This is a genomic window from Neoaquamicrobium sediminum (genome assembly GCF_013240295.1).
In the GTDB taxonomy this organism is placed as follows: Bacteria; Pseudomonadota; Alphaproteobacteria; order Rhizobiales; family Rhizobiaceae; genus Aerobium; species Aerobium sediminum.
On record NZ_JABETK010000002.1, the window covers coordinates 63,375 to 84,848 of the forward strand.

At 64.5% G+C, this 21,474-nt stretch carries 31 protein-coding genes and 1 pseudogene; 25 read left to right on the top strand and 7 right to left on the bottom strand.

Going from position 1 to position 21,474, the window contains the following annotated elements:
- The first annotated feature begins 8 nt into the window (after positions 1–8).
- On the top strand, positions 9–356 hold the full coding sequence (locus tag HK436_RS11995) for a DUF1491 family protein (RefSeq protein WP_173190237.1): 348 nt from the start codon (positions 9–11) through the stop codon (positions 354–356).
- Here the strand turns inward: HK436_RS11995 and HK436_RS12000 are convergent.
- Positions 343–1,287, bottom strand: a complete 945-nt coding sequence (locus tag HK436_RS12000) for a hypothetical protein (RefSeq protein ID WP_173190239.1) — start codon at positions 1,285–1,287, stop codon at positions 343–345. The two genes, HK436_RS11995 and HK436_RS12000, sit on opposite strands and share 14 nt — an antisense overlap.
- 181 nt (positions 1,288–1,468) lie before the next feature.
- Here HK436_RS12000 and HK436_RS12005 point away from each other — a divergent pair, with 181 nt between their 5' ends.
- A complete protein-coding gene (locus tag HK436_RS12005; RefSeq protein WP_173190241.1) occupies positions 1,469–1,663 on the top strand; it encodes a hypothetical protein in 195 nt (64 codons plus the stop codon).
- Between the two features lie 18 nt (positions 1,664–1,681).
- On the opposite strand, the gene HK436_RS12010 is transcribed toward HK436_RS12005, so the two are convergent.
- From HK436_RS12010 to HK436_RS12035, 6 genes are all read right to left on the bottom strand, one after another.
- Complete coding sequence (locus tag HK436_RS12010) at positions 1,682–2,251, bottom strand: DUF1254 domain-containing protein (RefSeq protein WP_173190243.1); 570 nt, start codon at positions 2,249–2,251, stop codon at positions 1,682–1,684.
- Positions 2,244–2,825 carry a DUF1214 domain-containing protein gene (locus HK436_RS12015; protein ID WP_173190245.1) on the bottom strand — a complete coding sequence of 194 codons (582 nt, stop codon included), beginning with the start codon at positions 2,823–2,825 and terminating at the stop codon, positions 2,244–2,246. The genes HK436_RS12010 and HK436_RS12015 overlap by 8 nt, the downstream gene beginning before the upstream one ends.
- 103 nt (positions 2,826–2,928) lie before the next feature.
- Positions 2,929–5,076 (bottom strand): transglycosylase domain-containing protein, encoded by a 2,148-nt coding sequence (locus tag HK436_RS12020; RefSeq protein ID WP_173190247.1) that lies wholly within the window; start codon positions 5,074–5,076, stop codon positions 2,929–2,931.
- A 215-nt stretch (positions 5,077–5,291) separates the two neighbouring features.
- Positions 5,292–6,503, bottom strand: coding sequence for an MFS transporter (locus HK436_RS12025; RefSeq protein ID WP_173190249.1), 1,212 nt, complete (start codon positions 6,501–6,503; stop codon positions 5,292–5,294).
- A 99-nt stretch (positions 6,504–6,602) separates the two neighbouring features.
- The gene (locus HK436_RS12030; RefSeq protein WP_173190251.1) at positions 6,603–6,902 is read right to left on the bottom strand and encodes a DUF6958 family protein; all 300 of its coding nucleotides are present in this window, start codon (positions 6,900–6,902) and stop codon (positions 6,603–6,605) included.
- Complete coding sequence (locus HK436_RS12035) at positions 6,892–7,434, bottom strand: GFA family protein (protein WP_173190253.1); 543 nt, start codon at positions 7,432–7,434, stop codon at positions 6,892–6,894. Before HK436_RS12035 ends, HK436_RS12030 begins: the two co-directional genes overlap by 11 nt.
- A gap of 99 nt (positions 7,435–7,533) precedes the next feature.
- On the opposite strand from HK436_RS12035, the gene HK436_RS30545 reads away from it, so the two are divergent.
- From HK436_RS30545 to HK436_RS12140, 23 genes and pseudogenes are all read left to right on the top strand, one after another.
- Positions 7,534–7,854, top strand: a complete 321-nt coding sequence (locus HK436_RS30545) for a TetR/AcrR family transcriptional regulator (RefSeq protein ID WP_206680519.1) — start codon at positions 7,534–7,536, stop codon at positions 7,852–7,854.
- On the top strand, positions 7,773–8,177 hold the full coding sequence (locus tag HK436_RS30550; protein ID WP_206680520.1) for a TetR/AcrR family transcriptional regulator C-terminal domain-containing protein: 405 nt from the start codon (positions 7,773–7,775) through the stop codon (positions 8,175–8,177). Before HK436_RS30545 ends, HK436_RS30550 begins: the two co-directional genes overlap by 82 nt.
- A 287-nt stretch (positions 8,178–8,464) precedes the next feature.
- Positions 8,465–8,863, top strand: coding sequence for an antitoxin Xre-like helix-turn-helix domain-containing protein (locus tag HK436_RS31360; protein ID WP_173190255.1), 399 nt, complete (start codon positions 8,465–8,467; stop codon positions 8,861–8,863).
- Positions 8,860–9,546, top strand: a complete 687-nt coding sequence (locus HK436_RS12050) for an RES family NAD+ phosphorylase (protein ID WP_173190257.1) — start codon at positions 8,860–8,862, stop codon at positions 9,544–9,546. The genes HK436_RS31360 and HK436_RS12050 overlap by 4 nt, the downstream gene beginning before the upstream one ends.
- Positions 9,547–9,833: 287 nt before the next feature.
- On the top strand, positions 9,834–10,067 hold the full coding sequence (locus HK436_RS12055) for a DUF2188 domain-containing protein (protein WP_173190259.1): 234 nt from the start codon (positions 9,834–9,836) through the stop codon (positions 10,065–10,067).
- 137 nt (positions 10,068–10,204) lie between these two features.
- Positions 10,205–10,645: a hypothetical protein gene (locus HK436_RS12060; protein WP_173190260.1), complete on the top strand. Its 441-nt coding sequence runs from the start codon at positions 10,205–10,207 to the stop codon at positions 10,643–10,645.
- Positions 10,646–11,470: 825 nt separating this feature from the next.
- Positions 11,471–11,662, top strand: a complete 192-nt coding sequence (locus HK436_RS31365; RefSeq protein WP_244648921.1) for a hypothetical protein — start codon at positions 11,471–11,473, stop codon at positions 11,660–11,662.
- Positions 11,604–12,901, top strand: a pseudogene (locus HK436_RS12065) (DNA-packaging protein). Before HK436_RS31365 ends, HK436_RS12065 begins: the two are co-directional and overlap by 59 nt.
- Before the next feature lie 13 nt (positions 12,902–12,914).
- A complete protein-coding gene (locus HK436_RS12070) occupies positions 12,915–14,066 on the top strand; it encodes a phage portal protein (RefSeq protein WP_376769191.1) in 1,152 nt (383 codons plus the stop codon).
- Between the two features lie 28 nt (positions 14,067–14,094).
- Positions 14,095–14,418: a DUF6107 family protein gene (locus HK436_RS12075; protein WP_173190264.1), complete on the top strand. Its 324-nt coding sequence runs from the start codon at positions 14,095–14,097 to the stop codon at positions 14,416–14,418.
- On the top strand, positions 14,411–15,100 hold the full coding sequence (locus HK436_RS12080) for an HK97 family phage prohead protease (RefSeq protein WP_173193411.1): 690 nt from the start codon (positions 14,411–14,413) through the stop codon (positions 15,098–15,100). Before HK436_RS12075 ends, HK436_RS12080 begins: the two co-directional genes overlap by 8 nt.
- Positions 15,097–16,353: a phage major capsid protein gene (locus tag HK436_RS12085; protein ID WP_173190266.1), complete on the top strand. Its 1,257-nt coding sequence runs from the start codon at positions 15,097–15,099 to the stop codon at positions 16,351–16,353. The genes HK436_RS12080 and HK436_RS12085 overlap by 4 nt, the downstream gene beginning before the upstream one ends.
- 99 nt (positions 16,354–16,452) lie before the next feature.
- Complete coding sequence (locus HK436_RS12090) at positions 16,453–17,022, top strand: head-tail connector protein (RefSeq protein ID WP_173190268.1); 570 nt, start codon at positions 16,453–16,455, stop codon at positions 17,020–17,022.
- The gene (locus tag HK436_RS12095; RefSeq protein ID WP_173190270.1) at positions 17,023–17,358 is read left to right on the top strand and encodes a phage head closure protein; all 336 of its coding nucleotides are present in this window, start codon (positions 17,023–17,025) and stop codon (positions 17,356–17,358) included. It begins immediately after the preceding gene.
- An 8-nt stretch (positions 17,359–17,366) separates the two neighbouring features.
- Complete coding sequence (locus HK436_RS12100; protein WP_173190271.1) at positions 17,367–17,525, top strand: hypothetical protein; 159 nt, start codon at positions 17,367–17,369, stop codon at positions 17,523–17,525.
- Positions 17,522–17,932, top strand: a complete 411-nt coding sequence (locus HK436_RS12105) for a DUF3168 domain-containing protein (protein WP_173190273.1) — start codon at positions 17,522–17,524, stop codon at positions 17,930–17,932. Before HK436_RS12100 ends, HK436_RS12105 begins: the two co-directional genes overlap by 4 nt.
- A gap of 44 nt (positions 17,933–17,976) precedes the next feature.
- Positions 17,977–18,384, top strand: a complete 408-nt coding sequence (locus tag HK436_RS12110; protein WP_173190275.1) for a phage major tail protein, TP901-1 family — start codon at positions 17,977–17,979, stop codon at positions 18,382–18,384.
- Positions 18,384–18,719 (top strand): gene transfer agent family protein, encoded by a 336-nt coding sequence (locus tag HK436_RS12115; protein ID WP_173190277.1) that lies wholly within the window; start codon positions 18,384–18,386, stop codon positions 18,717–18,719. Before HK436_RS12110 ends, HK436_RS12115 begins: the two co-directional genes overlap by 1 nt.
- Positions 18,716–18,949: a rcc01693 family protein gene (locus HK436_RS12120; protein ID WP_173190279.1), complete on the top strand. Its 234-nt coding sequence runs from the start codon at positions 18,716–18,718 to the stop codon at positions 18,947–18,949. Before HK436_RS12115 ends, HK436_RS12120 begins: the two co-directional genes overlap by 4 nt.
- Entirely contained in the window at positions 18,946–19,467 is a 522-nt protein-coding gene (locus tag HK436_RS12125; protein ID WP_244648923.1) for a phage tail tape measure family protein, read from the top strand. The genes HK436_RS12120 and HK436_RS12125 overlap by 4 nt, the downstream gene beginning before the upstream one ends.
- Positions 19,468–19,480: 13 nt before the next feature.
- On the top strand, positions 19,481–20,122 hold the full coding sequence (locus HK436_RS12130) for a DUF2460 domain-containing protein (RefSeq protein WP_173190281.1): 642 nt from the start codon (positions 19,481–19,483) through the stop codon (positions 20,120–20,122).
- Positions 20,119–21,000, top strand: coding sequence for a phage/gene transfer agent baseplate hub protein (locus HK436_RS12135; RefSeq protein ID WP_173190283.1), 882 nt, complete (start codon positions 20,119–20,121; stop codon positions 20,998–21,000). The genes HK436_RS12130 and HK436_RS12135 overlap by 4 nt, the downstream gene beginning before the upstream one ends.
- A 1-nt stretch (position 21,001) precedes the next feature.
- On the top strand, positions 21,002–21,460 hold the full coding sequence (locus tag HK436_RS12140) for an NlpC/P60 family protein (RefSeq protein ID WP_173190284.1): 459 nt from the start codon (positions 21,002–21,004) through the stop codon (positions 21,458–21,460).
- Positions 21,461–21,474 lie beyond the last annotated feature (14 nt).

Below are 21,474 nucleotides of genomic sequence, written 5' to 3' on the forward strand. Positions count from 1 at the left end.
TTCCGCACATGCGTCTAACAACCGATTTCTGGGTTTCATCGATCGTCCGACGGGCCTTTTCCGCCGGCGGTTTCGCTGCTGTCGCGCGGCGCGGCGCCAGCGAGGCGGGGGCTGTGATGATTACCCAGCGCGACCGCATGGGACAGACCCGACTTTACGGACCGGCGCCTCAAACCAGCTATGAGGATGCGAAGCCAGACCAGCGGCTTTTCGTTGAGCTTCTGAATTCGGATGACGAGCAATCGATCCACGACAAGATAGAACGGGAACTGCGGTTCGATCCGGATATCTGGGTGGTTGAGCTCGAAGTCGACGACGCACTGTTCGCAGAACTTGTGAACGTTACGACGCCCTGAGCCTCGTCGATGATGGGCCCCGTTGGTTGGCCGGTTCTCGATGAAGATTCTCGTGCGGCGATTCGCGCCATGCTTCGACAAATCTCGATGCGGTTTCGGAGCTTACGGCAGCGTAGGCATCGAGAAATGCGGCGATGGAGCGGATGTCCTGGCTGCGGTCGCGGCGGACGCACTGCATCAGCAGAAACGCCTGCTCATCTGAAAGACATAGCGCACGCAGGGCAACGATGAAGGACGAGACATCGCTGTCGTCGGCGATCGCGGCCGCGCGCTGGAGGCCGATGCCGAGTGCGTCCGCAAGCGCCGTGTGGAAAAGGGTGGGTGCGCCGGTGAGCGCAGTGGACCTCAACTTGAGATAGGGTGTGGGCTCGCTGTCCCAACGCAGATTCACTACCGTGCCCGGCGGCAATGCGCTTTCCTGTGCCAGGGCTCCCGCAGGTCGCATCATGTGACGGAGACGCTCGCGCGCCTCCTCGGCGGCACCGGTTTCCTTCTCGGTCGATACTGGCGAATGCTCCATGGCGCCGACCATCTGCACCAGGCGCCTGATTCGGTCGTCGAGCCCGGCGCGTGCGGCGATCGCCCGCGCGTGCCCTAGTCCATGGCGCCCGATGAGGGCGACCAGGTCGATATTTGTCAGCACCGGGGAACTGACAAGCAACGGCGCGGAGATATCCGCAGGTAGATCGGCAAGGCGGCGGACCAAGGCAGCGGGCGCGTGGGGCGTTTCTGAAAGAGCTGCCGCCACGAAGCGCAGCGTTTCATCCGAAACCCGCCCCAGCAGGGGTGTCGCCAGGTCGTCCAGTTGTGCGATTTCGCGTCGCGTCGGGCGCGGGGTCGCGCAGAAAGCCGTAACCGACGCCCGCAGAAGCCGTTCCGGTCGGCCGGCGGCGCGATGCGAATTGTACGGGTGGGATGCCAAGCGATACACGTGGAAACGTCCGATACGCAAATCAACACAAACGGGTGTCGTGCCTATCGAGCTGGCTGCGAGTCCCCGTATCGACTCAAATTAGAGTGTATTCGTTAGCGTCGTGTTAACCCTCTGATGCGCTTAGTTGGGACGGAGGCGTAGCGTTCTGCTCCGGTCTAACCGAGAAAAGAGCATAGTCATGGCTACCATACTTCCCTTCGTGGTCCGCCCACGCGCGACGGCATCGGCCCCGGACCGACAGGGACACGGCACGATCATCATCTTTCCGGGCATTCGTTATGAGAAGGCGCGCGAGAGCATCGAGCGCGACGGTCATGAGACCCCGGCTACGGTTGATGGCGGGTCGCGCAAGGGCAAGCGCAAGGCACGCTAGGGCAACGTTCGCCCGCAATCAGCCTGAGACGCAGCTCAGCCCTGCCAGATAGCGCGTGACCGTCGGCTCCCAGCTTTCATCGGGAGCGAAGGCGCGCACCACCACGATGCCTTCGTCGACATCGGCTTCGACGAAGACAGCGCGGTCGTAATCCGCCGGCAGCGCATTGCGCAGGTCGATCATCTGTTCGGAAGTGGCGACGACGAAATCGAGCGCTCCGTCGGTCGAGGACCGATCGTTCAGGCTGAAGATGTTCTGGCCCGCCCTGTCGTAGACGGAGATCGACCAATAGGGGACGTCGCCCCGGCCGGTCATGTGAAGGGTGCCGTCACGCAGGTCGAACCGGCACGCCGCCGCATCGAATAGCGGGTCCAGCGAAGAGATCAGCGGCGCGGCATCGGCTGGATCAAGGCGCGTCACGGCATAGTAGTTGGCTTGTCTGGACAGAATCGACCACGCGTCGCGCTCGGAATAGGAGGGCAGCATCAGCAAAATGGCGATGTGCACGATGCCCGCGCCCACCAGGCCCAACACCAGTGCATGCAACAGCCCCGTCCAGAACGGGCGCGTGGTGCGGGGCTCAGCCATCGCAGCCCTCGCGCAGCACCTGCGGAAGCTCCACGTCGGCGATCCGGGCGCTGGATGCTACCGCAGTATCGTAGAGGGTCAGCACGAGAGCAAATGCACCGCTGCCGTCAACGGCAAGCCAGTTACCGGGCACAGGATTGCGGGAGACGGTGGTTGCCACAGTGTTGTCGGACTGCCGCAGCAGTGCGTAGGAATGCAGGGCAGGAACGCTGTCGTCGGGAGCAATAAATCCGCCGTCTGCATCGCGCGCCGAAAGCGTCCAGAAACGCGCGGGAGGCAGGCTGCCCTCGACTCGGTAGTCGCATTCGCGACGCAGAAGTGCGCCTGACGCATCGCGTGTGGCGGTAAAGACGAGCCCCTCGGCATAGCCCAGGGCGAGATCGGCTTCGCGCGAGAACCTGGCTTTCGAATAGGGGTCCGCGGCCGGCGTGCCGCGCTTGGGATACGCTGTCCAGTTGCCGATGGTAACGGTTCCGAACTCGAAATCGCGCTCGACCACAAGCCAAACGCTTGCAGCACCGCCACCGATGGCGATCGCAAGTGTCAGTGCGGTCAGGAAGATCGTCTTCAGCATCGATTGCTATCGAGGTCAGTCATTGTTCAGGCGGGATATGGCAACTGTCGCGCGCACACAGCGGTTGCCGTCCTGCCCGCGAAAGTCAAGGCAGAGCTGTCACCTACAGCGAGGAAAGTGTTTCCGGTCCCGGCGGAACCTCGAGACGCGGCGCGTTGCGGAATTCGCCGGACATCTCACTCAGCAGGCGTGTGGTGCGTGCCGACAGGACGGAAGGCCTTTCATCCTGGGCCGCCTCGCCGTTTTCGCCATCTGCACTTGCGACAGCGGCGTCGGCTGGCTTGTCGATAAACGGATTCTCGATGCCTGGGATAGGTTTGAGCTCGACGTTCTGGTGCGCGTACTCCATCAGCCTCTGCCACACCATCGCGGGGACGGAACCGCCGGTCATGTTGCGGGTCGAAGTGTAATCGTCGTTGCCGAGCCAGACGGCCGCCGTGTAGTTGCCGGTAAAGCCCACATACCACGCATCGCGATAGGCCTGGGTCGTGCCGGTTTTGCCCGCTGAACGGATACCGGGGAGGGCGGCGCGCCGCCCGGTGCCAATCTCCGGGATCTGCACGAGGATGGAATTCATCGATGCCGCAGCCTGCTCGGACACCACGCGTCGCGGTTCGGGTGCGTCGCGGCCATAATCGTAGACGATGTCGCCGGAATGGGTCAGGAGCTGCGTGATGCCGTGACGCTTGCCCACGAATCCGCCCGTTGCAAGCGTGAGATAGCCGGTGGCCTGGTCCATGACGGTCATGCCCGACGTGCCGAGCACCATGGTCTTGTGGCCGTTGAGTTCGGACTCGACGCCCATCGCCTTGGTCGTCTCGATGACCGCCGGAATGCCCAGATGGTCCTTTGCAAGCCGCACCGGCACAGTGTTGAGCGAGCGGATCAGCGCGTTGGAAAGCGGGACGCGGCCTGCATAACTGCGACCGTAGTTGCGCGGTGACCAGCCGCCCCACGAGATCGGCGCGTCGGAGATGACGGAATCGGGCGTGAAGCCCGCTTCCATCGCTGCCGTGTAGACATAGACCTTGAAGGACGAGCCGGTCTGGCGTTGTGCGCGCGTGGCACGGTTGAACTGGCTGCGTGCATAGTCGCGCCCGCCGACGATGGCGCGGACCGCGCCGTTGTTTTCCAGCACGACCATTGCGCCCTCGGTCACGCGGTAGGCCTGGCCGTGCTGACGCAGGTTGAACTCGACCGATTCCTCGGCTGCCTTCTGCAGGTTGAGGTCGATGGTGGTCCGTGCGACCAGCGCATGGGGCCCATTCTTCGGCGCGATCTTCTTGACCTCCTCGAACGCCCAGTCGAGGAAGTAGTCGGGGCTGTCCTGACTGCCACGGTCTATCGCGGTGGCCGGATGCAGACGCGCGGAAAGCACCTGCCCCTCGGTCATGAAGCCGCTTTCGACAAGGTTGGAGAGCACAACGTTTGCGCGGCCGCGCGCGGCGGGCAGGTTGATATGCGGCGCGTAGTTGCCGGGAGCCTTGAACAGGCCGGCGAGCATCGCTGCCTCGGCGAGGTTAACCTCCTTGATGCCCTTGTCGAAGTAGAAATCTGCGGCGGCCGTGATACCGAACGTACCGCCGCCCATATAGGCGCGGTCGAGATAGAGCTGGAGGATTTCCTTCTTGGAGAGGTTCCACTCCAGCCAAAGCGCCAGATAGGCTTCCTTGATCTTTCGCTCCACCGAGCGCTCATTCGTCAGAAACAGGTTCTTGGCGAGCTGCTGCGTGATGGTGGAGCCGCCCTGGACGACCGAGTTGGCGCGCACGTTTTCGCCCATGGCGCGGGCAAGGCCGATGAAGTCGATGCCGAAATGCTCGAAGAACCGCCGGTCTTCTGTCGCCAGAACCGCCTTGATGACATGGTCTGGTATCTCGTCGACAGGCACGGAATCGCGCTGGATGATGCCGCGTTGTCCGATCTCGTTGCCGTAGCGGTCGAGGAAGGTGACGGCATAGTCGCCCTGGCTGCGCCAGTCCTTGGCGGTTTCCTCGAAGGCGGGCAGCGCCAGCGCCAGCATGACGATCGTGCCCAGCGTGCCGAGCGTGAACCCTTCGCTGCCAAGCTCGACGAGCGCGCGCCGCCAGCCGGTCACCCGGAAGCGGCGAAAGAAGATGGTGATGTTTTCCCAGGCCTCTCGAGCCTTCAAGCCCGCTTCGTAGAGGCTGGAATCGATCCAAGCATCGATGGCGAGCAGACGCGTTGCCCGCGCGGCCTTCGATTTTCTCGCCTCGAACGGATTTTCCATTACACCCACGCCACGCGATCGACCCCGCCTTGCCCGAGTGTCGCTCGATCAGCGGGCAGTCTACGCAGGGTCAACTTACGACTTTTCTTGCCTATTTCGATACCGGGAACAAGGACTAGTCCGATAAATCCGTGGTGATCGTAAATTTCGCAGCGGCAGTGTGTGAAGAAGGTCGCACTCGCTGGCGATGGCCGGTGCGGGTCGTATCCACCCTTTCAGCCGGCTTCCATGATCGTAAGATCCGTGAAGCGCCGCACCGTGCGCAATCGGCTGAATAGGGGGACGGCGAAGGAGCCCGCGTAAGCTGCCGCGACGAAGACCAGCGCGGCATCTGGCGATGCCGTTCCCGCTATGAAGCCGCCAAGAAGCGCTCCCACGGGCCTGATCCCGTAGATGGCTGTCTGGATGACGGCATTGACGCGGCCGAGCATGGCCGCGGGCGTGACCAACTGGCGGACGGAGTTCTGCGTGGTGAGCCACATTGACGGGCCGAAACCCAGAATGAAGAAAGCAGCATAGACCGGCAGGACCGAACCGCCGGGAGCGACCGCAAACAGCAAGAGGATGGCAGCCACCGAGCTGCCCGGCCCGAAAAGCAGGAAGAAACTGGTGGGCAGCACCGCCGATAGACGACCAACGGTGAAGGCGCCGAGTGTGGCCGCCAGCCCGAAAGCCGAGAGCGCGATGCCGAACACGCCCGGTTCGGCTAGATAGATGTCGACTGCCAGCGGCACCATGATCGCGAGCAGGGCCGCGAAGGCGAGGTTCCACAGGACGGCGCAGAGCGCGATCGGCAGCAGGAGCTGATGCCGCAGGACGAAGCGGCCACCTTCGCGGATGAGGCTGAAAATTCCGGCTGGCTGTGGCGGCGAGACCGGAAAGCGCGGCAGCCCGATTGCGGCGGCCAGCGCCAGAAGCCCGCCCGCGGCAGCAACGACGAAGACCCAGTTTGCTGTCCGGGTCGTAATAATGAGGCCGATTGCGAGCGGAACGGCGAAGGAGCAGAGCGCGCGTGCGAGGTCGAGGCGGGCATTGGCCCTTGCGAGATCGGATGGCTGGGCAAGGCGCGGCAAGATCGACAGGCTGACCAGCACGAAAACGACGATGCCGAATCCGCCGACAACGACGAAGGCGCCGAACCCGACGAGGCTGCCCCCGAGAATGCTCAGGGCAGCACCGCCGAAACCGGCAAGCGAGATGACAGTGGAGGCGATGGCGACCGTGCGCGCCTGGGCACGGTCTATGATGAGGCCGAAGGGCAGGGAGCCCAGCAAATGGGCCATCGACTGGCATGCAACGAGTAGGCCTATCACCTGGGCCGGCGCGCCGAAAACGAGCGCGGCGACCAGCGGGACCGCGACGAGCGCGATCTGGTCTGCGAGATGCATGCCGTAGGCGGCGAAGGTCAGGTTGCGGATGGCGCGCATGGAAAGGCCCCAACGTTGATGTTGGGGCGCAGCTAGCGCTTGCGCAGCCACATGCTCCACCCGAAACCTGCCAACCGGATCAGGCGCGGGCCTTCCTGCCTAATCGGGCAGGCGGAGCCTTACCGGCTTCGGGCTGTCGCGCAGGATCGTACCCTTGGCCTCCATGTCAAGCTGGGCGGCCTTGAGCCACCAGCCGGCCTTGTCGCCGCCCGGAAAGAGGTCCTGGGGCAGCAGTGGCAACAGCTTGGCCTTGGCCTCGGCCACAGTGAGCCCCGGCGAGGAACTTGGCAGGACCGCAAGCAGCGCGTCGCGCATCGCTTCGTATTTGGCTCGGTTAACCCGCACGGTGCGACCGGGCGAGACGGCGTTTTCGATTTCGATCTTGCCTTCAGCGGGCATCGAGGGTGCCTTTCACATAGTCGATCTTGGGAACGCGGAAGCCCATGGCGGCCCAGGCGATGACCAGCTTGGCATAGAAGCGCAACGTATGTGTCTTCGGGTTCGGCACGTCGTCGGGCAGTTGCACGCCGGGCGGCGTGTCGCGGGTCATGGTGCGCAGGTCTAGTGGGGGCAGGGTGCCCTGGGGCCAGAGTGTGCCGAAAAGGTCCAGCCAGTGCCCATCGGTGAAATCGAGGAAGATCGGCGTGTTGCAACAGGTAGCGACCACGCGCCTTGTCTTGCTGTCTGCGGTGAGGCGGTGCTCGCGCAGGAACTCGGCCCCTCGCACGCAGCGGACGCGATCCTTGCGGTAGACGACGTGGAACGTCGCGCCCTTCTCGTCGACGATCGGTTCCGCGCCGGGCAGGGTGGCGAAGAACGCGCCGGCCTTCTGGCAGTCGGAACACAGGCATTCGGCGGTGAGGATCGGCGCGCCTTCTACGCGCATCGCTACCTTTCCGCAGGTGCAGCTCAGTTCGGTATGGCTGGCCATCGGTAGTCTCCATGAGATTATTAAATAGACTGGACGGTCCAGTTTGATTTGTCAAGCGGCCGTGGTATACTTTGCCGGTTCATGCCAAGAGCAGGTGCCATGTCGAACGGAGCCGCCACCCGCACGCGAAGAAGCCGCGAGAAGATCATCGCGGCGGCGGAAGAGGTGTTTCTGCACAACGGTTTCCTGGGCGCCAACATGGATACGGTGGCCGAGCACGCCGGCGTTTCCAAGCAGACTGTCTATGCGCATTTCCATTCCAAGGAGGCGCTGTTCATCCAGGTCGTCGAGGCGATGACCGGGGGGCTGCTCGCGAAATCCGTGAAGACGAGGAGGATGTGTTCGGCGACCGCTCGGTGCGCGATTTCCTCATGCAGTTGGCGCTGGATCAGCTCACCGTTGTGCTCACGCCGCGGCTGATGCGGTTGCGGCGCATGGTGATCGGCGAGGTGGAGCGTTTTCCGGAGCTCGGCCGATCCCTGCACGACAACGGGCCGGGGCGCTCGATCCGCCGGATGGAGCGGGCGTTTGCGCACTATACGCGGATCGGTCAGCTTGCGACGCCGGACCCGAGGGCGGCAGCCGTGCAGTTCAACTGGATCCTGATGGCCGCGCCGACGAGCGCGGCGATGCTGCTGGGCGATGCGGGTATCCCGAAACCGGCCGAACTTCGCAGCCACGCCGCCGAGGCGGTGCGCATCTTCCTGTGTGCCTTCGGGCCGGATGCGCCTCGGGTGGAGTGAGGCGGCAGGGCAACGAACTCGGGCTTAACGCGGCGCCAATCACCCCCACTCCGTCTTGCTTTGCAAGCCACCTCTCCCCTAAAAAGGGGTAGAGGAAGGGTTCCAGGCGGTTCGTCTAGCGCTTCCTCTCCCCCGTCGAACGGGGAGAGGTGGCTTGCGAAGCAAGACGGAGTGGGGGCGATCCCGCGTCCGTTAACCTGTGGGTTCTCTGCCGTGGGTGAGGCCGCTGCTTTCTTGACTTGCCATATGGCGAATACTATATTGCCATTTGGCAAGGAGATTTCGACATGGCACAGCCTGTCACATCCGACGAACTGCTCGACGTATCGGAGGCCGACGAGCGGGCAGCCATCGTCAAGGCACTGACGCGCATCGCCGCGCTCTGGAACCTCACCAACGATGAGGCGGCCGCGCTGGCCGGCGTGAACGTGCGGACATGGTCGCGCATGAAGGGCGGCACCTTCTCCGGCACGCTGAACCAGGACCAGGAGATGCGGGCGAGCCTGCTGGTGGGCCTCTTCAAGGGGCTGCGGCTGCTCTTCAACGGACCGCTGACCTATGAATGGCCGAAACGTGCCAATCAGGGTTTTGACGGCCGGGCGCCGGTGGAGCTGATGGTGCGTGACGGCATTCCCGAAATGGTGCGGATGCGCCGCCACATCGACGCCCTCAGGGGTGGCGCGTGAGCGCTTGCGACGTCCAGTTCATCGACGAACAGAACACGCATCGTCTTCTCTCCAGCGCCTATGTCGACGAGCCGGCCATCGCGCCGCTCTGCGACGACGAGGGCGAGAAGGCGATACTGGACAGGCTGGAGGCAAGAACCAGCAACCGGCTGCTGGGGCAGGACGGCCAGCTCGACGAGGTGGACCCGAGGGAACTGCTGACGGAGACGTTCGGCTATGGCTGGTCCTTCGTCAACGCCGCGTTTTCCTACACGCGCATCGGCGGCAACCGGTTCAACCGGGAAGGGCGGGGCGCATGGTATGCCGCGCTCGCCGTCGAAACCTGCCTGGCGGAGATCGCCTTTCACCTCGGCCGCGAACTGAAGAACACCGGCGAGACCGAGAACGTCACCCAATATGTGCAACTGATGGCCCATATCGCCGGCCCGATGGCATGCCTGCTCGAGCACCGCGACGCCGCAAGCCTGAACCCCGACCCGCTGGTCGGCTATCCGGCGGGGCAGGCTTTCGCGGCCGACATCCGCGCCAGGGATCTCGTCGGCATCCGCTACCCTTCGGTGCGCCACGCCGGCGGCGTATGCCTCGCGGCTCTGAAACCCTCCTGCATCAAGACCGTGACGCGCGGTGACGCGTTCGTGCTTACTTGGTCGGGCGGGGAGGGGCCGGTGGTTGAGAGGGTTTAGGTTTGGTGGGAGTGGTTCTTGTGAGAATGCGACGACGTGTTGCGAGGCATGGCCGAAAGCAAGGGCCTTACCTATCGGCGGATTGGTGAAGCCGGTCATGCCTAAACAGAAGGCGCGGAAGCTTCTCCGCAGGCGCAAGGGGTTCGGCCCGAAATAGCACACGAGGCGACCCATCATCGCCCACCAGGAATACCTCTGCCGCATCTCCTTCGCATGGCGACGGGAGCATCTCTGGTGGGTAAGTGATGCTCATGATATGTAAGACCCGCTTGAGGGAGGAATAATCGATGGCGAGGGCACAATACTTCGTGGTCCGACATGAAGGGCAGTGGAAGATCAGTTTTGAAGGAAACCACTACGGGCCTTACGACACACAAAAGGCCGCTATCAAAATAGCGATCGATACAGCCAAAAAATCTGGCGACAGCGGGCACGATGCACAGGTGCTTGTGCAGGGCACGGATAGCAAGTTCAGGACGGAATGGACGTACGGAAACGATCCGTACCCACCTCCGGGTTAGGCTTATCCCTTAGATACCGAAGGCGGGGACTTCTTGTCTCCGTCCTTTTCATTCGCCGCCTTGTCGTGCGGCTTCGGTGGTGACTTGAGCATCCGCTTAAGCGTCTCGTTGAACCGCTCTTCCTCTGTCTTTTTTCGATGTCCGACAAAAGCAAACTCCGAAAGCTTCATGAACAGTGGCGATCCTACCGCTACAACAGGCGAATTGAAATCGCAGTTGGGCGGATCGCCACCGAATGGTCACGGCTCGAATATGCCACCAATCAGCTCCTTTTAGAGATGATGGCCATGCCGAACCCAACGCTCTCCCGAGTGATAGGGAATGAGATGGGGCACCGAAACAAGCTGTCCGCTATTCGCGCCCTCGCTATCAAGATGATGGAGCCGAAAGACGCCAAGTTTGTGGTCGAGCTGATTAACTTCATCGACAACGAACTGCGGCCATGCCGCAACGACTTCGTTCATGGGATATTCAAAGGTCTGCCTGACACCCGCGCGCTTTACCACAGGACCCGAATAACCAAACCAAAGCCCTACGAACTGCACGTCGATGTCGAAAGGGTTGGTTGGGATTGTTGAGGTGTCAGATATGCCGCGCGCGGCCATTCGGGATTGCATGAGGGCGGTCCTGTTTTTGTCAATGCACTTCAACGCGGATGAAGCCGAAGTGAGTCCGACTGTGACCTGGATGGACACCGCGAAGGACTGCCTGCACTACGCTAGAGGGGCCATGGACGAATACAAGCGCGCGGCGATCTCGGAAAGTGAGTAGTGACCGTAAGCGTCCTACGGCAGATATTCGCGGAGTACCGCCACGCCCGCCTCAACCATCTGAGGCGTGACTTCGATCTCGTATTCGGTGCCGGTCTGTCGCTTTTCGGTATCTCACATGATCCGTGCTTTTTCTGGCATGACCTAGGAAAAAATTCCTTGACACCGTGACGGTGCTTTGGTAGGTTGTCGCTATCGTCGAAGAATTGCGCCTGACGGCGGCGTCTCCGGCACAATCTTTCCCGAACGGATCATTGTCTTTCATGGCCAGGCAGACCAGGCGGCGGTGCGTTATCGCGGCTGCGCGGTGGGGTGCCGTGCGCGCGGTTGCTGAAGGTGGTGCGACGCCGGGGAACCTTGCAGCGGCGCTGGGGTGCAGCGAGGCAACGGTGCGGCGGCGTGCGAATGGCGAGGGCTGGGTTTGGCGTTCGCGAAACGCGGATGCGGTTTCCGCGCCGCAGGTCGCCGGTGGCGCGGCTGACGATGGTTTTGTTGAGCCGCAGCCGGGGAGGACCCGGTGTCGATGATGGCGAGATGCGCGGCGCATGTCGCCCGCCAGGTCGGCGCGCTGGTCTCGCGTGCCGAGACGGGGAGCAAATCCAGAAGACCGAGATCGAGGCGCTTGTCGCCCTCATGCGCATGATGGAGCGCTGGGACGCGCTGGCCACGGAACGCTCGCAACAAGAAAAAGAAGAATTGGGCGATGAAGAGCTGGCCGCCATACTCGGGCGCATCAACGATCGCATCATCGAACTGGCTGAGGGACTTGCAGGCCAACTGGTCGCGGCGCGTGCTGACGCCCGACCGGCTGAAGCTGCTTCGTGACGCTTGGGTCGGACAGGCGCGGCTGGCGCAATATCCGCTCGGGTCCGAATTGCTGGGCCTGCCGCCGATTGTCAACTGGCTGGTCGTCGGTGGACGCGGCTCCGGCAAGACGCGGCTCGGCGCGGAATGGGTGAACGCGCTGGCGCGCGGGCTCGGCCCGTTCTCGCACCGGCACAGGCATATGCGCATCGCGCTGGTGGGCGAGACGCTGGGCGACGTGCGCGAGGTGATGGTGGACGGACCTTCGGGCATCGCGACGATCGCGCGCCAGGATCGGCCACGCTACGAGCCGACGCGGCGCAGGCTTTTGTGGGATAGCGGCGCGGTGGCGCAGGCGTTCTCCTCGGAGGACCCCGAAAGCCTGCGCGGGCCGCAGTTCGAGGCAGCCTGGTGCGACGAGGCGGCCAAGTGGAAGAATGCGACGGCGTGTTTCGACATGCTGCAGTTCGGGCTGCGGCTGGGGCGGCAGCCGCGCCAGCTCGTGACAACGACGCCCAAGCCGGTGCCGCTCATCAAGCGGCTGCTGGCCGATCCGGCGTTCACCGTGACGCGCATGGCGACGCGGGAGAATGCGGGAAACCTCGCAGCGGGCTTTCTGGAGGCGGTGCGCGCCCGCTATGCGGGCTCCCGGCTCGGTCGCCAAGAGCTCGACGGCGAGATGATCGAGGATCGCGCCGATGCGCTGTGGACGCGCGCGGCGCTGGATATGCCGGCCGCGCCGGTCGGGATGCTGCGGCGCATCGTCGTCGCGGTGGACCCGCCGACAACATCGCGGCGGACTTCGGATGCGTGCGGCATCGTGGTGGCTGGTCTCGATGAAAGCGACCGCGCGATCGTGATCGAGGACGCGACGATGGCGCGGCAAGGCCGCAGGACTGGGCGGCGCGCGCGGTGGCGCGGTTTCACGCTCACGAGGCGGATTGCGTGGTCGCCGAAGTCAACCAGGGCGGCGAGATGGTGACGGCCGTGCTGCGCACGGTCGACCCCACCGTGCCGGTGAAGGAAGTGAGGGCAAGCCGCGGCAAGTGGCTGCGCGCCGAGCCGGTCGCAGCACTCTATGCGCAGGGGCGGGTGGTACATGCGCGCCACTTTCCAGAACTCGAGGACGAGATGTGCGATTTCGGCCCCGACGGGCTTTCGGGCGGCCGCTCGCCCGACCGTGTCGACGCACTGGTGTGGGCGATCACCGAACTGCTGCTTGGCCGGGCGAACCGGCCGCGCATCCGCAATCTGAGCTGAACGGGATATGATGATGGGTTGGAACTGGCCGTGGAGACGGGGCCGGCGCGATGGCGCGCGCCTCGAACGCAAGGACGGCTACGGCTTCGTGGCGCTGCACGCGCAGGGCGACGCCCGCTGGACGCGGCGCGACTATGCGGCGCTGGCGCGCGAGGGGTTCATGCACAATCCGGTCGTGCACCGGGCGGTGCGCATGGTGGCGGAATCAGCCGCCGCCGTGCCGTGGCTGCTCTATGACGGCGCGGAGGAACTGAGCGAACACCCGCTGCTGGAACTCCTGGCGCGCCCCAACCAGCGAAGCGCCGGCGCAGGCTTCTTCGAGACGCTCTACGGCCACCTGCTGATGTCGGGCAACGCCTATGTCGAGCTGATCGAGGCGGCGGACGCACGCGAACTGCACCTGCTGCGGCCGGATCGGGTGGCGGTGGCGGCCGACGCGTCCGGCTGGCCGGTGGCGCTCGAATACCGGCAGGGCGCGACGAAGCGGCGGATTCCGCTGGATGATGGCGCGCTGCATCTGTCGCTGTTTCACCCCCTCGACGACCACTACGGCTTTCCACCCCTGCAGGCGGCGCTGATGGCGCTGGACATCCACAACGCGGCGGGGCGCTGGAACAAGGCACTGCTGGACAACTCGGCGCGCCCTTCCGGCGCGCTGGTCTATGCGCCGAAGGAGGGCGGAAACCTCAGCGAGGAGCAGTATGAGCGGCTGAAGGTGGAGCTGGAGGACGGCTATTCGGGCGCGTCGCGGGCCGGCCGACCGATGCTGCTGGAAGGCGGCCTCGACTGGAAGGCGATGGGGCTTTCGCCGAAGGACATGGACTTCATGGAGGCGCGAAACGGCGCCAGCCGCGACATCGCGCTGGCCTTCGGCGTGCCGCCTATGCTGCTCGGTATCCCCGGCGACAACACCTATTCGAACTACCAGGAAGCCAACCGGGCCTTCTACCGCATGACCGTGCTGCCGCTGGTGGCGCGCACGGCGGTGGAACTGTCGGCCTGGCTCGGGCCGCGCTTCGGGAGCGGATTGAGGCTCGGCTTCGACGCCGACCGGATCGACGGCCTCTCGGCAGAGCGCGAAGCGCTTTGGGCGCGGCTGGGTGCTGCCGACTTCCTGACCGACGACGAAAAGCGCGAGGCGGTCGGCTATGGGCCGCGCGGTTGAGGCCACCGGCATTCGGAGCGGAAACGAAATGACGGATGCAAGCTGGCTTTGGCTGGCCAAGTTCGGCGGCGCCGTGGCCGGCTCGGCCATCTCTCTCGCCTATGTGCTGCCGGCCGGGCGGCGCGAAGCGGCGATCCGCTTCGGCATCGGGGTTGCGAGCGGGTTGGCATTCGGCGGAACGGCCGGACTGAAGATCGCGGTGGAGCTGGGCATCGAGGAGAGCCTCGGCCCCCACGAACTGGTGCTGATGGGATCGGCGGCGGCGAGCCTGAGCGCCTGGTGGGCGCTGGGTCTCGTCATGCGCGTATTCAGGGCGAACGGGCGCAATCGGAGCAACGAACATGATGCATGAGATGCCGCTGGCCGCGCGCGAGCGCAAGTTCACCGACGTGTCCATCGGCACCATCGGACGGGACGGTACGTTTTCGGGCTATGCGAGCCTGTTCGGCAAGGTCGACCTGGCGCGCGACATGGTGGAGCCCGGCGCGTTCGCGCGCGCCTTGAGGCTGCGCGGTGCCACCGGCGTGCGCATGCTCTACCAGCACGACCCGGCACAGCCGATCGGCACATGGCTGGAACTGCGCGAGGACGAGCGCGGCCTGTTCGTGCGCGGTCGGCTGGCACGCGGCGTGGCGCGGGCCGGCGAGGTGCTGGAGCTGATGCGCAGCGGTGCGCTCGACGGGCTCTCCATAGGCTTTCGGACAGTGAAGGCGCGCCGGGATACGAAATCCGGCGTGCGCCGGATCGTCGAGGCCGACCTTTGGGAAATCTCGATCGTGACCTTTCCGATGCTGCCGGGCGCGCGGATCGAAAGCGTCAAGGATGATGCATCCGCGCTGCCATCGGTGCGGGACTTCGAACGTTGGCTGACGCGCGACGCGAAGCTGACACGCGGGGAGGCGCGCACCGTGATCGCGCGCGGCTTCTCCAGCCTGCTGCGCGAGCGGGATGCCGCGCGAGGCACACCGAACCGCCTTGCCGGGCGAATACGCGAGGCGACACGACTGATCAGAAATGAGGACCAACAGACATGACGACCCATGAGGCCGCACCCGAAATCAAATCGGAAGGCGGCGGCTTTGCCGCGCTTTCGGATACGTTCGACGAATTCATGACCACCTTCGCGGAATTCCGCGAGGCAAACGACCGGCGCCTGCGCGAGATCGAGACACGCAAGGGCGCCGACACCGTGACCAGCGACAAGGTCGACCGCATCTCCGAAGCGCTCGACCGCCAGAAGCAGGTGCTGGACAACCTGGCGCTGAAGCGCGTGCGGCCGGCACTTGGCCGCGACGATGCGTTTTCGGTCGCCGGGGCCGAGCGCAAGCAGGCATTCGACGCCTATCTGCGCTCGGGCGACGAACATGCACTGCGGTCGATCGAGACCAAGGACATGTCATACGGGTCCGGGCCCGACGGCGGCTATCTCGTGCCCGACGAGGTGGAGGCCGAGATCGGCCGGCGCCTTGCGGTGATCTCCCCGATCCGGTCAATCGCTTCGGTGCGACAGGTTTCGTCGGCGGTGCTGAAGAAGCCGTTCATGACCTCTGGCCCGGTGGTCGGATGGGTCGGCGAGACGGCGGCACGTCCGAAGACCACGTCGCCGGTTCTGGATGCGCTCCAGTTTCCGACGGCGGAGATCTACGCGATGCCTGCGGCGACGCCGTCGCTGCTCGACGACAGTGTGGTCGACCTCGACCAGTGGATCGTCGGCGAGGTGGAATCCGCCTTCGCCGAACAGGAGGGCACCGCCTTCGTCAGCGGTGACGGCAGCGACAAGCCGCGCGGCTTCCTCGACTACGATCAGGAGCCGGAGGCAAGCTGGGCGTGGGAGAAGATCGGCTACATCGCGACGGGTGTCGACGGCGCCTTTGCGGCCAGCCACCCTTCCGACAAGCTGATCGACACGATCTACGCGCTGAAGGCCGGCTATCGGCAGAACGCCAACTGGGTCATGAACCGCAAGACCCAGGCCGCGATCCGCAAGATGAAGGACGCCGACGGCAATTATCTGTGGCAGCCGCCGGCGGTGCCCGGCGGTCGCGCGGTGCTGATGGGCTTCCCGGTCGTCGAGGCCGAAGACATGCCCGACATCGCCACCGACGCCACCGCGATCGCCTTCGGCGACTTCCAGCGCGGCTACCTTGTCGTGGATCGCGCCGGCGTGCGAGTGCTGCGTGATCCGTATTCCGCCAAGCCCTACGTGCTCTTCTACATCACCAAGCGGGTGGGCGGCGGCGTGCAGGACTTCAACGCGATCAAGCTGGTCAAATTCGGCGTGGCATAAGACCCGGCGATAGTCCCTTCGCCGACAAACCACGCCGCGACGGCCCCGGTTCCCCTTGCCGGGGCCGTCTTCTTTTCATCCGCACCCTTCGAGGCATGCATGACACTATTGCGAACCGTGGCGCCCTCGGCCGAGCCCGTCACGCTGGTGGACGCCAAGCGCAACCTGCGCATCGACCATGACAGCGAGGACGCGCTGCTGGATGGCCTGATACGCGCCGCGCGCGAGGAGGTGGAAGCCGCATGCGGCCTGGCGCTGGTCGACCAGTCGTGGCGGCTGGTGCTGGACAGGATGCCATCGACGCAGCGCGTGCTGCTCCGCAGGCATCCGGTGCGCGAGGTACTTTCCGTGACGATCTACGACGAGGACGGTGCGGCGTCCGTGACCGATCCGGCCCGGTATCAGCTCGACGCCCACGCACGGCCGGCGCGTTTGCATTTCGTGGACGGCCCGGAGCCGGGCCGTGCAATGAACGGGATCGAGATCGACTTCACAGCAGGTTTCGGCGAAGCGGGGACCGATGTGCCCGATTTGCTGAAACGAGCCATGCTGTTGCTGGTCGCGCACTGGTACGAGTTCCGCGCGCATTTTGCGCCGTCCGCGCAGCCGGTTTCGTATCCGCCGGGTTACGAGCGCCTGATCGCTCCCTGGCGGACGCGGAGGCTGTAGATGCGGACGGAATTCATCGACCCGGGATCGTTCCGTCACGAACTCGTCCTGGAAACGGTTTCGACAATTCCCGATGGGGCAGGCGGGTACACTGAAGCGTGGGCGGAGGCCGGCACGATCTTCGCGCGGATCGAGCCGTTGGCAGCGAAGAGCCGATACGGCGCCGATCAGACGCTCGAGAAGGTAACGCATCGTGTTACGCTGCGTTACCGCGAAGACCTGCGCAGCGGCATGCGACTGCGCAAGCTTGGGCGGCTGTTCGACATCGTGACTGTCCACGATCCCGATGAGACGGCACGCTATCTGGTTTGCACGGTGACGGAGGCGGGGCTTTGAAGGCGGCGATGAAATTGACGCTCGACGGCCTGATGCGAGCGTTGCAGATGAAGGCAGCAGGTGCGCTGGACACCAAGGCCGCGGCAAGCGCGATGCGGGCGCGGCGAAAGGCCATGACGGAGGCGCGGGACCGTGAGGCGACATCGCGCGCCAGGAGGCAGCAATGAGCTCGGCGGCTACCGCGCTGCGCAAGGCCGTGTATGCAGCATTGAGCGGGAATGGCGACCTGACGGCAAAGCTCGGTGAGAGCCGCATCCACGACCATGCGCCCGCCAATGTGGCGTTTCCCTATCTGACGTTCGGCCTGACCTCGATGCAGGACTGGAGCACCGACACCGAGGATGGCAGCGAGCATGTCTTCACGGTCCATGTCTGGTCGAAGGCCAAGGGCCTGTCGGAGACGCTCGATGTGATGGAAATCGTGCGCTCCACGCTGCACGACGCGAACCTGGCGTTGGAAGGGCACCATCTGGTTAATCTGCGTCGCGAATTCGAGGAAGCGCGTTTCGACGACGATCTCGCGGTTCATCACGGCACCCTGCGGTTCCGCGCCGTGACCGAACCGGTCGACTGACCCTTTCATTTCTTCACATCATTGCAACACAGAGGAGGCTCGCTGTGGCAGCACAGAAGGGCAAGGATCTTCTTTTGAAGGTCGACAATGGCGGCGCGTTCACGACTGTCGCGGGTTTGCGCACCAAACGTCTCGCCTTCAACAGCGAGACCGTGGACATCACCGATGCCGATTCCACCGGGCGCTGGCGCGAGCTTCTGGCCGGCAGCGGAGTGCAGCGCGCATCGCTGAGCGGCGCAGGCATCTTCAAGGACGCGCAGTCGGACGCACTTATCCGGATCGCCTTCTTTGGCGGATCGGTCACGTCATGGCAGTTCGCCATACCGGATTTCGGGACGGTAGAGGGGCCGTTCCAGGTGACGGCGCTTGAATATACGGGCAACCACGACGGCGAGGTGACATTCGAGATCGCGCTCGAATCCGCCGGCGCAATCGCGTTTGCGGCCGCGTGATGCCGGCGAACAGGAGACGCGGCGAAATCGCCGCCATCATTGCCGGTCGCGATTGCGTGCTATGCCTGACGCTCGGGGCGCTCGCGGAACTGGAAACCGCGTTCGGTGTCGATGATCTCGGTGCCCTGGCCGAGCGGTTTGCCTCGGGCAGGCTCTCGGCACGTGATCTCACGCGCATCATCGCAGCCGGATTGCGAGGTGCGGGTGCGGCCGTGAGCGACGACGATGTCGCGGGAATGACCGTCGAGGGCGGTGTAGCCGGCTTTGCCCGCATCGTAGCCGATCTGCTCAAGGCAACGTTCGGGGATTCCGGCGAGACCCGGCCGGACCCTTGAACGCCGCAGGCGGCAAGGCGCGTCAGTTCCCGTGGGATCAGGTGATCGCCATCGGGCTGGGCCGGCTGCGGCTTTCCCCGCGCGACTTCTGGGTGATGACGCCGCGCGAACTTGCCGGCGTCTTGCGCGGTTTGAATGTGGTGTCGGGCACCGTGGCAGCGCCACGGCGTGGAACGCTTGAAGCGCTGATGAACAGGTTCCCGGACGGTGCTGAAAGGCAGGATCGATGAACGACTCTCTCAAGCCGCTGGAGATCCAGTTCGAGATGGACACGCAGCCTTTCGCGGATGCGATGCGGGAACTGGCGGACCTGTCCGACGCGTTCGGCCGGCAGCTTACGGGTGCGCTCAGGGATGCGGCGATCAATGGCCGGTCGCTGGAGGACGTGCTCCAGCGCATCGGTCTGAACCTGGCGAGCATGGCGCTGAGCCAGGGGCTAAAGCCGCTGTCGGGCCTGATATCCGACCTGCTGCCGCGTCTCATCGGTGGATTGCCATTCGCCACGGAGGCCGGCGCGATGAGAATGCCGGACTTCTTTCCAGACGTGGAAGCGATCTCCATGGGCGCGCCGATACCGTCATCGGCCTCGACTGGCGCCGAAGCCGGTCAGACCGCAGCGCGTGCCGGGTTGCCGGTCAATGTCGTCTTCAACGTGACGGCTCAGGATGCGGCCTCCTTCCGCAAATCCGAGGCGCAGATCACCGGCATGCTGGCGCGTGCGGTGTCGCGCGGCGCGCGCACATTGTGAACCGGAGAGGCAGATGGACAGCTTTCACGAGGTCCGCTTTCCTGTCGGCGTGTCGTTCGGCGCGACGGGCGGGCCGGAACGCCGCAACGAGATCGTCGCGCTGACATCGGGACGGGAACGCCGAAACCTGCGGTTCGCGCAGTCGCGTCGGCACTTCGATGCGGGCACGGGCGTGCGATCGCTCGCCGATCTCTACGAGATCATCTCGTTTTTCGAGGCGCGTCGCGGCTCATTCCACGGCTTCCGCTTTCGCGATCCGTTCGACATGAAATCATGTCCACCGGACAATGCGCCGTCTGCCACGGATCAGATCATTGGCACCGGCGACGCCGCGACGGCGAGTTTCCAGCTCATCAAGCGCTATGGCAGCGGTGCGGATTCCTACCTGCGCCGGATATGCAAGCCCGTGGAGGGTAGCGTGCGGGTTTCCGTTGACGGCATGGAACGCAGCGACCCGGCAGATTTCACCGTCGACCATGAAATCGGCATCGTGACTTTCGGGCCGAGTGCCATCCCGGCAAACGGCCAGGTCGTTCGCGCCGGATACGAATTCGACGTGCCTGCCCGATTCGACACCGAGCGCATCGCCATCAGCCTGAGCGCCTTCAAGGCCGGGCAGATCCCGTCCATCCCGATCGTGGAGATCGAACCGTGAGCAGCTTCTCGCCTGCATTTCGGGAGCATCTCGATCGTGAATGCACGACGCTCTGCCATTGCTGGCGCGTCGCCCGGCGCGATGGCCAGACCTATGGCTTTACCGACCACGACAGGGTGTTGATCGTGGACGGACAGACCTTCGAGCCCGAAAGCGGCTTCGCCCAGAGCGAGGCGCGCACGTCGCTTGGCATGGCACCGGACAGCGTCGATGTGGAAGGCGCGCTTTCATCGGACCGGCTGACGGAGGAGGACATCCAGTCGGGACTGTTCGATGGCGCCACGGTCGAGACGCTGCTTGTAAACTGGTGCGAACCTGACCAGTTCGCAACGATCCGCACTGCTATCGTGGGCAAAATGACGCGCGCCGATGGTCGATTTGTTGCGGAACTGGAAAGCGTCGCAGCAAGTCTTGACCGGCCCAGCGGGCGCTATCTGCGCCGTGGCTGCGACGCGCGCCTTGGCGATGCGCGGTGCAGGGTGGACCTGGGCGCCGCCGAGTTCAACGGCAGTGGCGCGGTCATTGCGATCGCGGCACCGGGCATGCTTCGCGTCAGCGGCCTGGCGGATTTTGTGGCGGGCTGGTTCTCGTTCGGCGAGATCACCTGGACGAGCGGCGAGCTTGCCGGACGAACGTCGGCGATCGTCGATCACCGCAACGCATCCGGCACTGTGATGTTGGCCGTGCCGTCCGGGGAGCGTCAGCCGGCGCCGGGTGATGCGTTCACCGTGCTTGCCGGGTGCGACAAGCGTTTCGCGACGTGCAAGGCCAAGTTCTCCAACCCGATCAACTTTCGTGGCTTCCCGCATTTGCCAGGCAATGACGCGGCCTACGGCTATGTCTCAGAAGGCGGGAATTTCGATGGGGGCCAATCGTAGAATGAACCCTGAACTGGAAGACCGTAAAGCGGCTGCAGCAGTTTTGGCCGAAGCGGTAACATGGATCGGCACGCCATATCGCCACCAGGGATCGACCAAGGGCGTGGGATGCGACTGCCTCGGCCTCGTTCGCGGGATATGGCGTGCCGTCTATGGCAAGGAACCGGAGGCGCCGGGACCTTATGCGCCGGACTGGGCGGAAGCAGGAGGTCGGGACCGCCTGTTGGAGGCTGCTGGCCGACACTGTGCGGAGAAGGCTATCCACGAAGCACTGCCCGGCGACCTCATCGTTTTCCGCTGGCGGGTTCATCACGCGGCGAAACATGTGGGCATCCTGATGAGCGAGGACCGTTTTCTTCATGCCTATGAAGGGCATGCAGTGACGGCTTCTGCGCTGATCCCGCAATGGCGTCGCCGGATCGCCGGCGTTTTCGTCTTTCCCGACCTTCCGCCGTACTGAGGAAGCATTTCGAT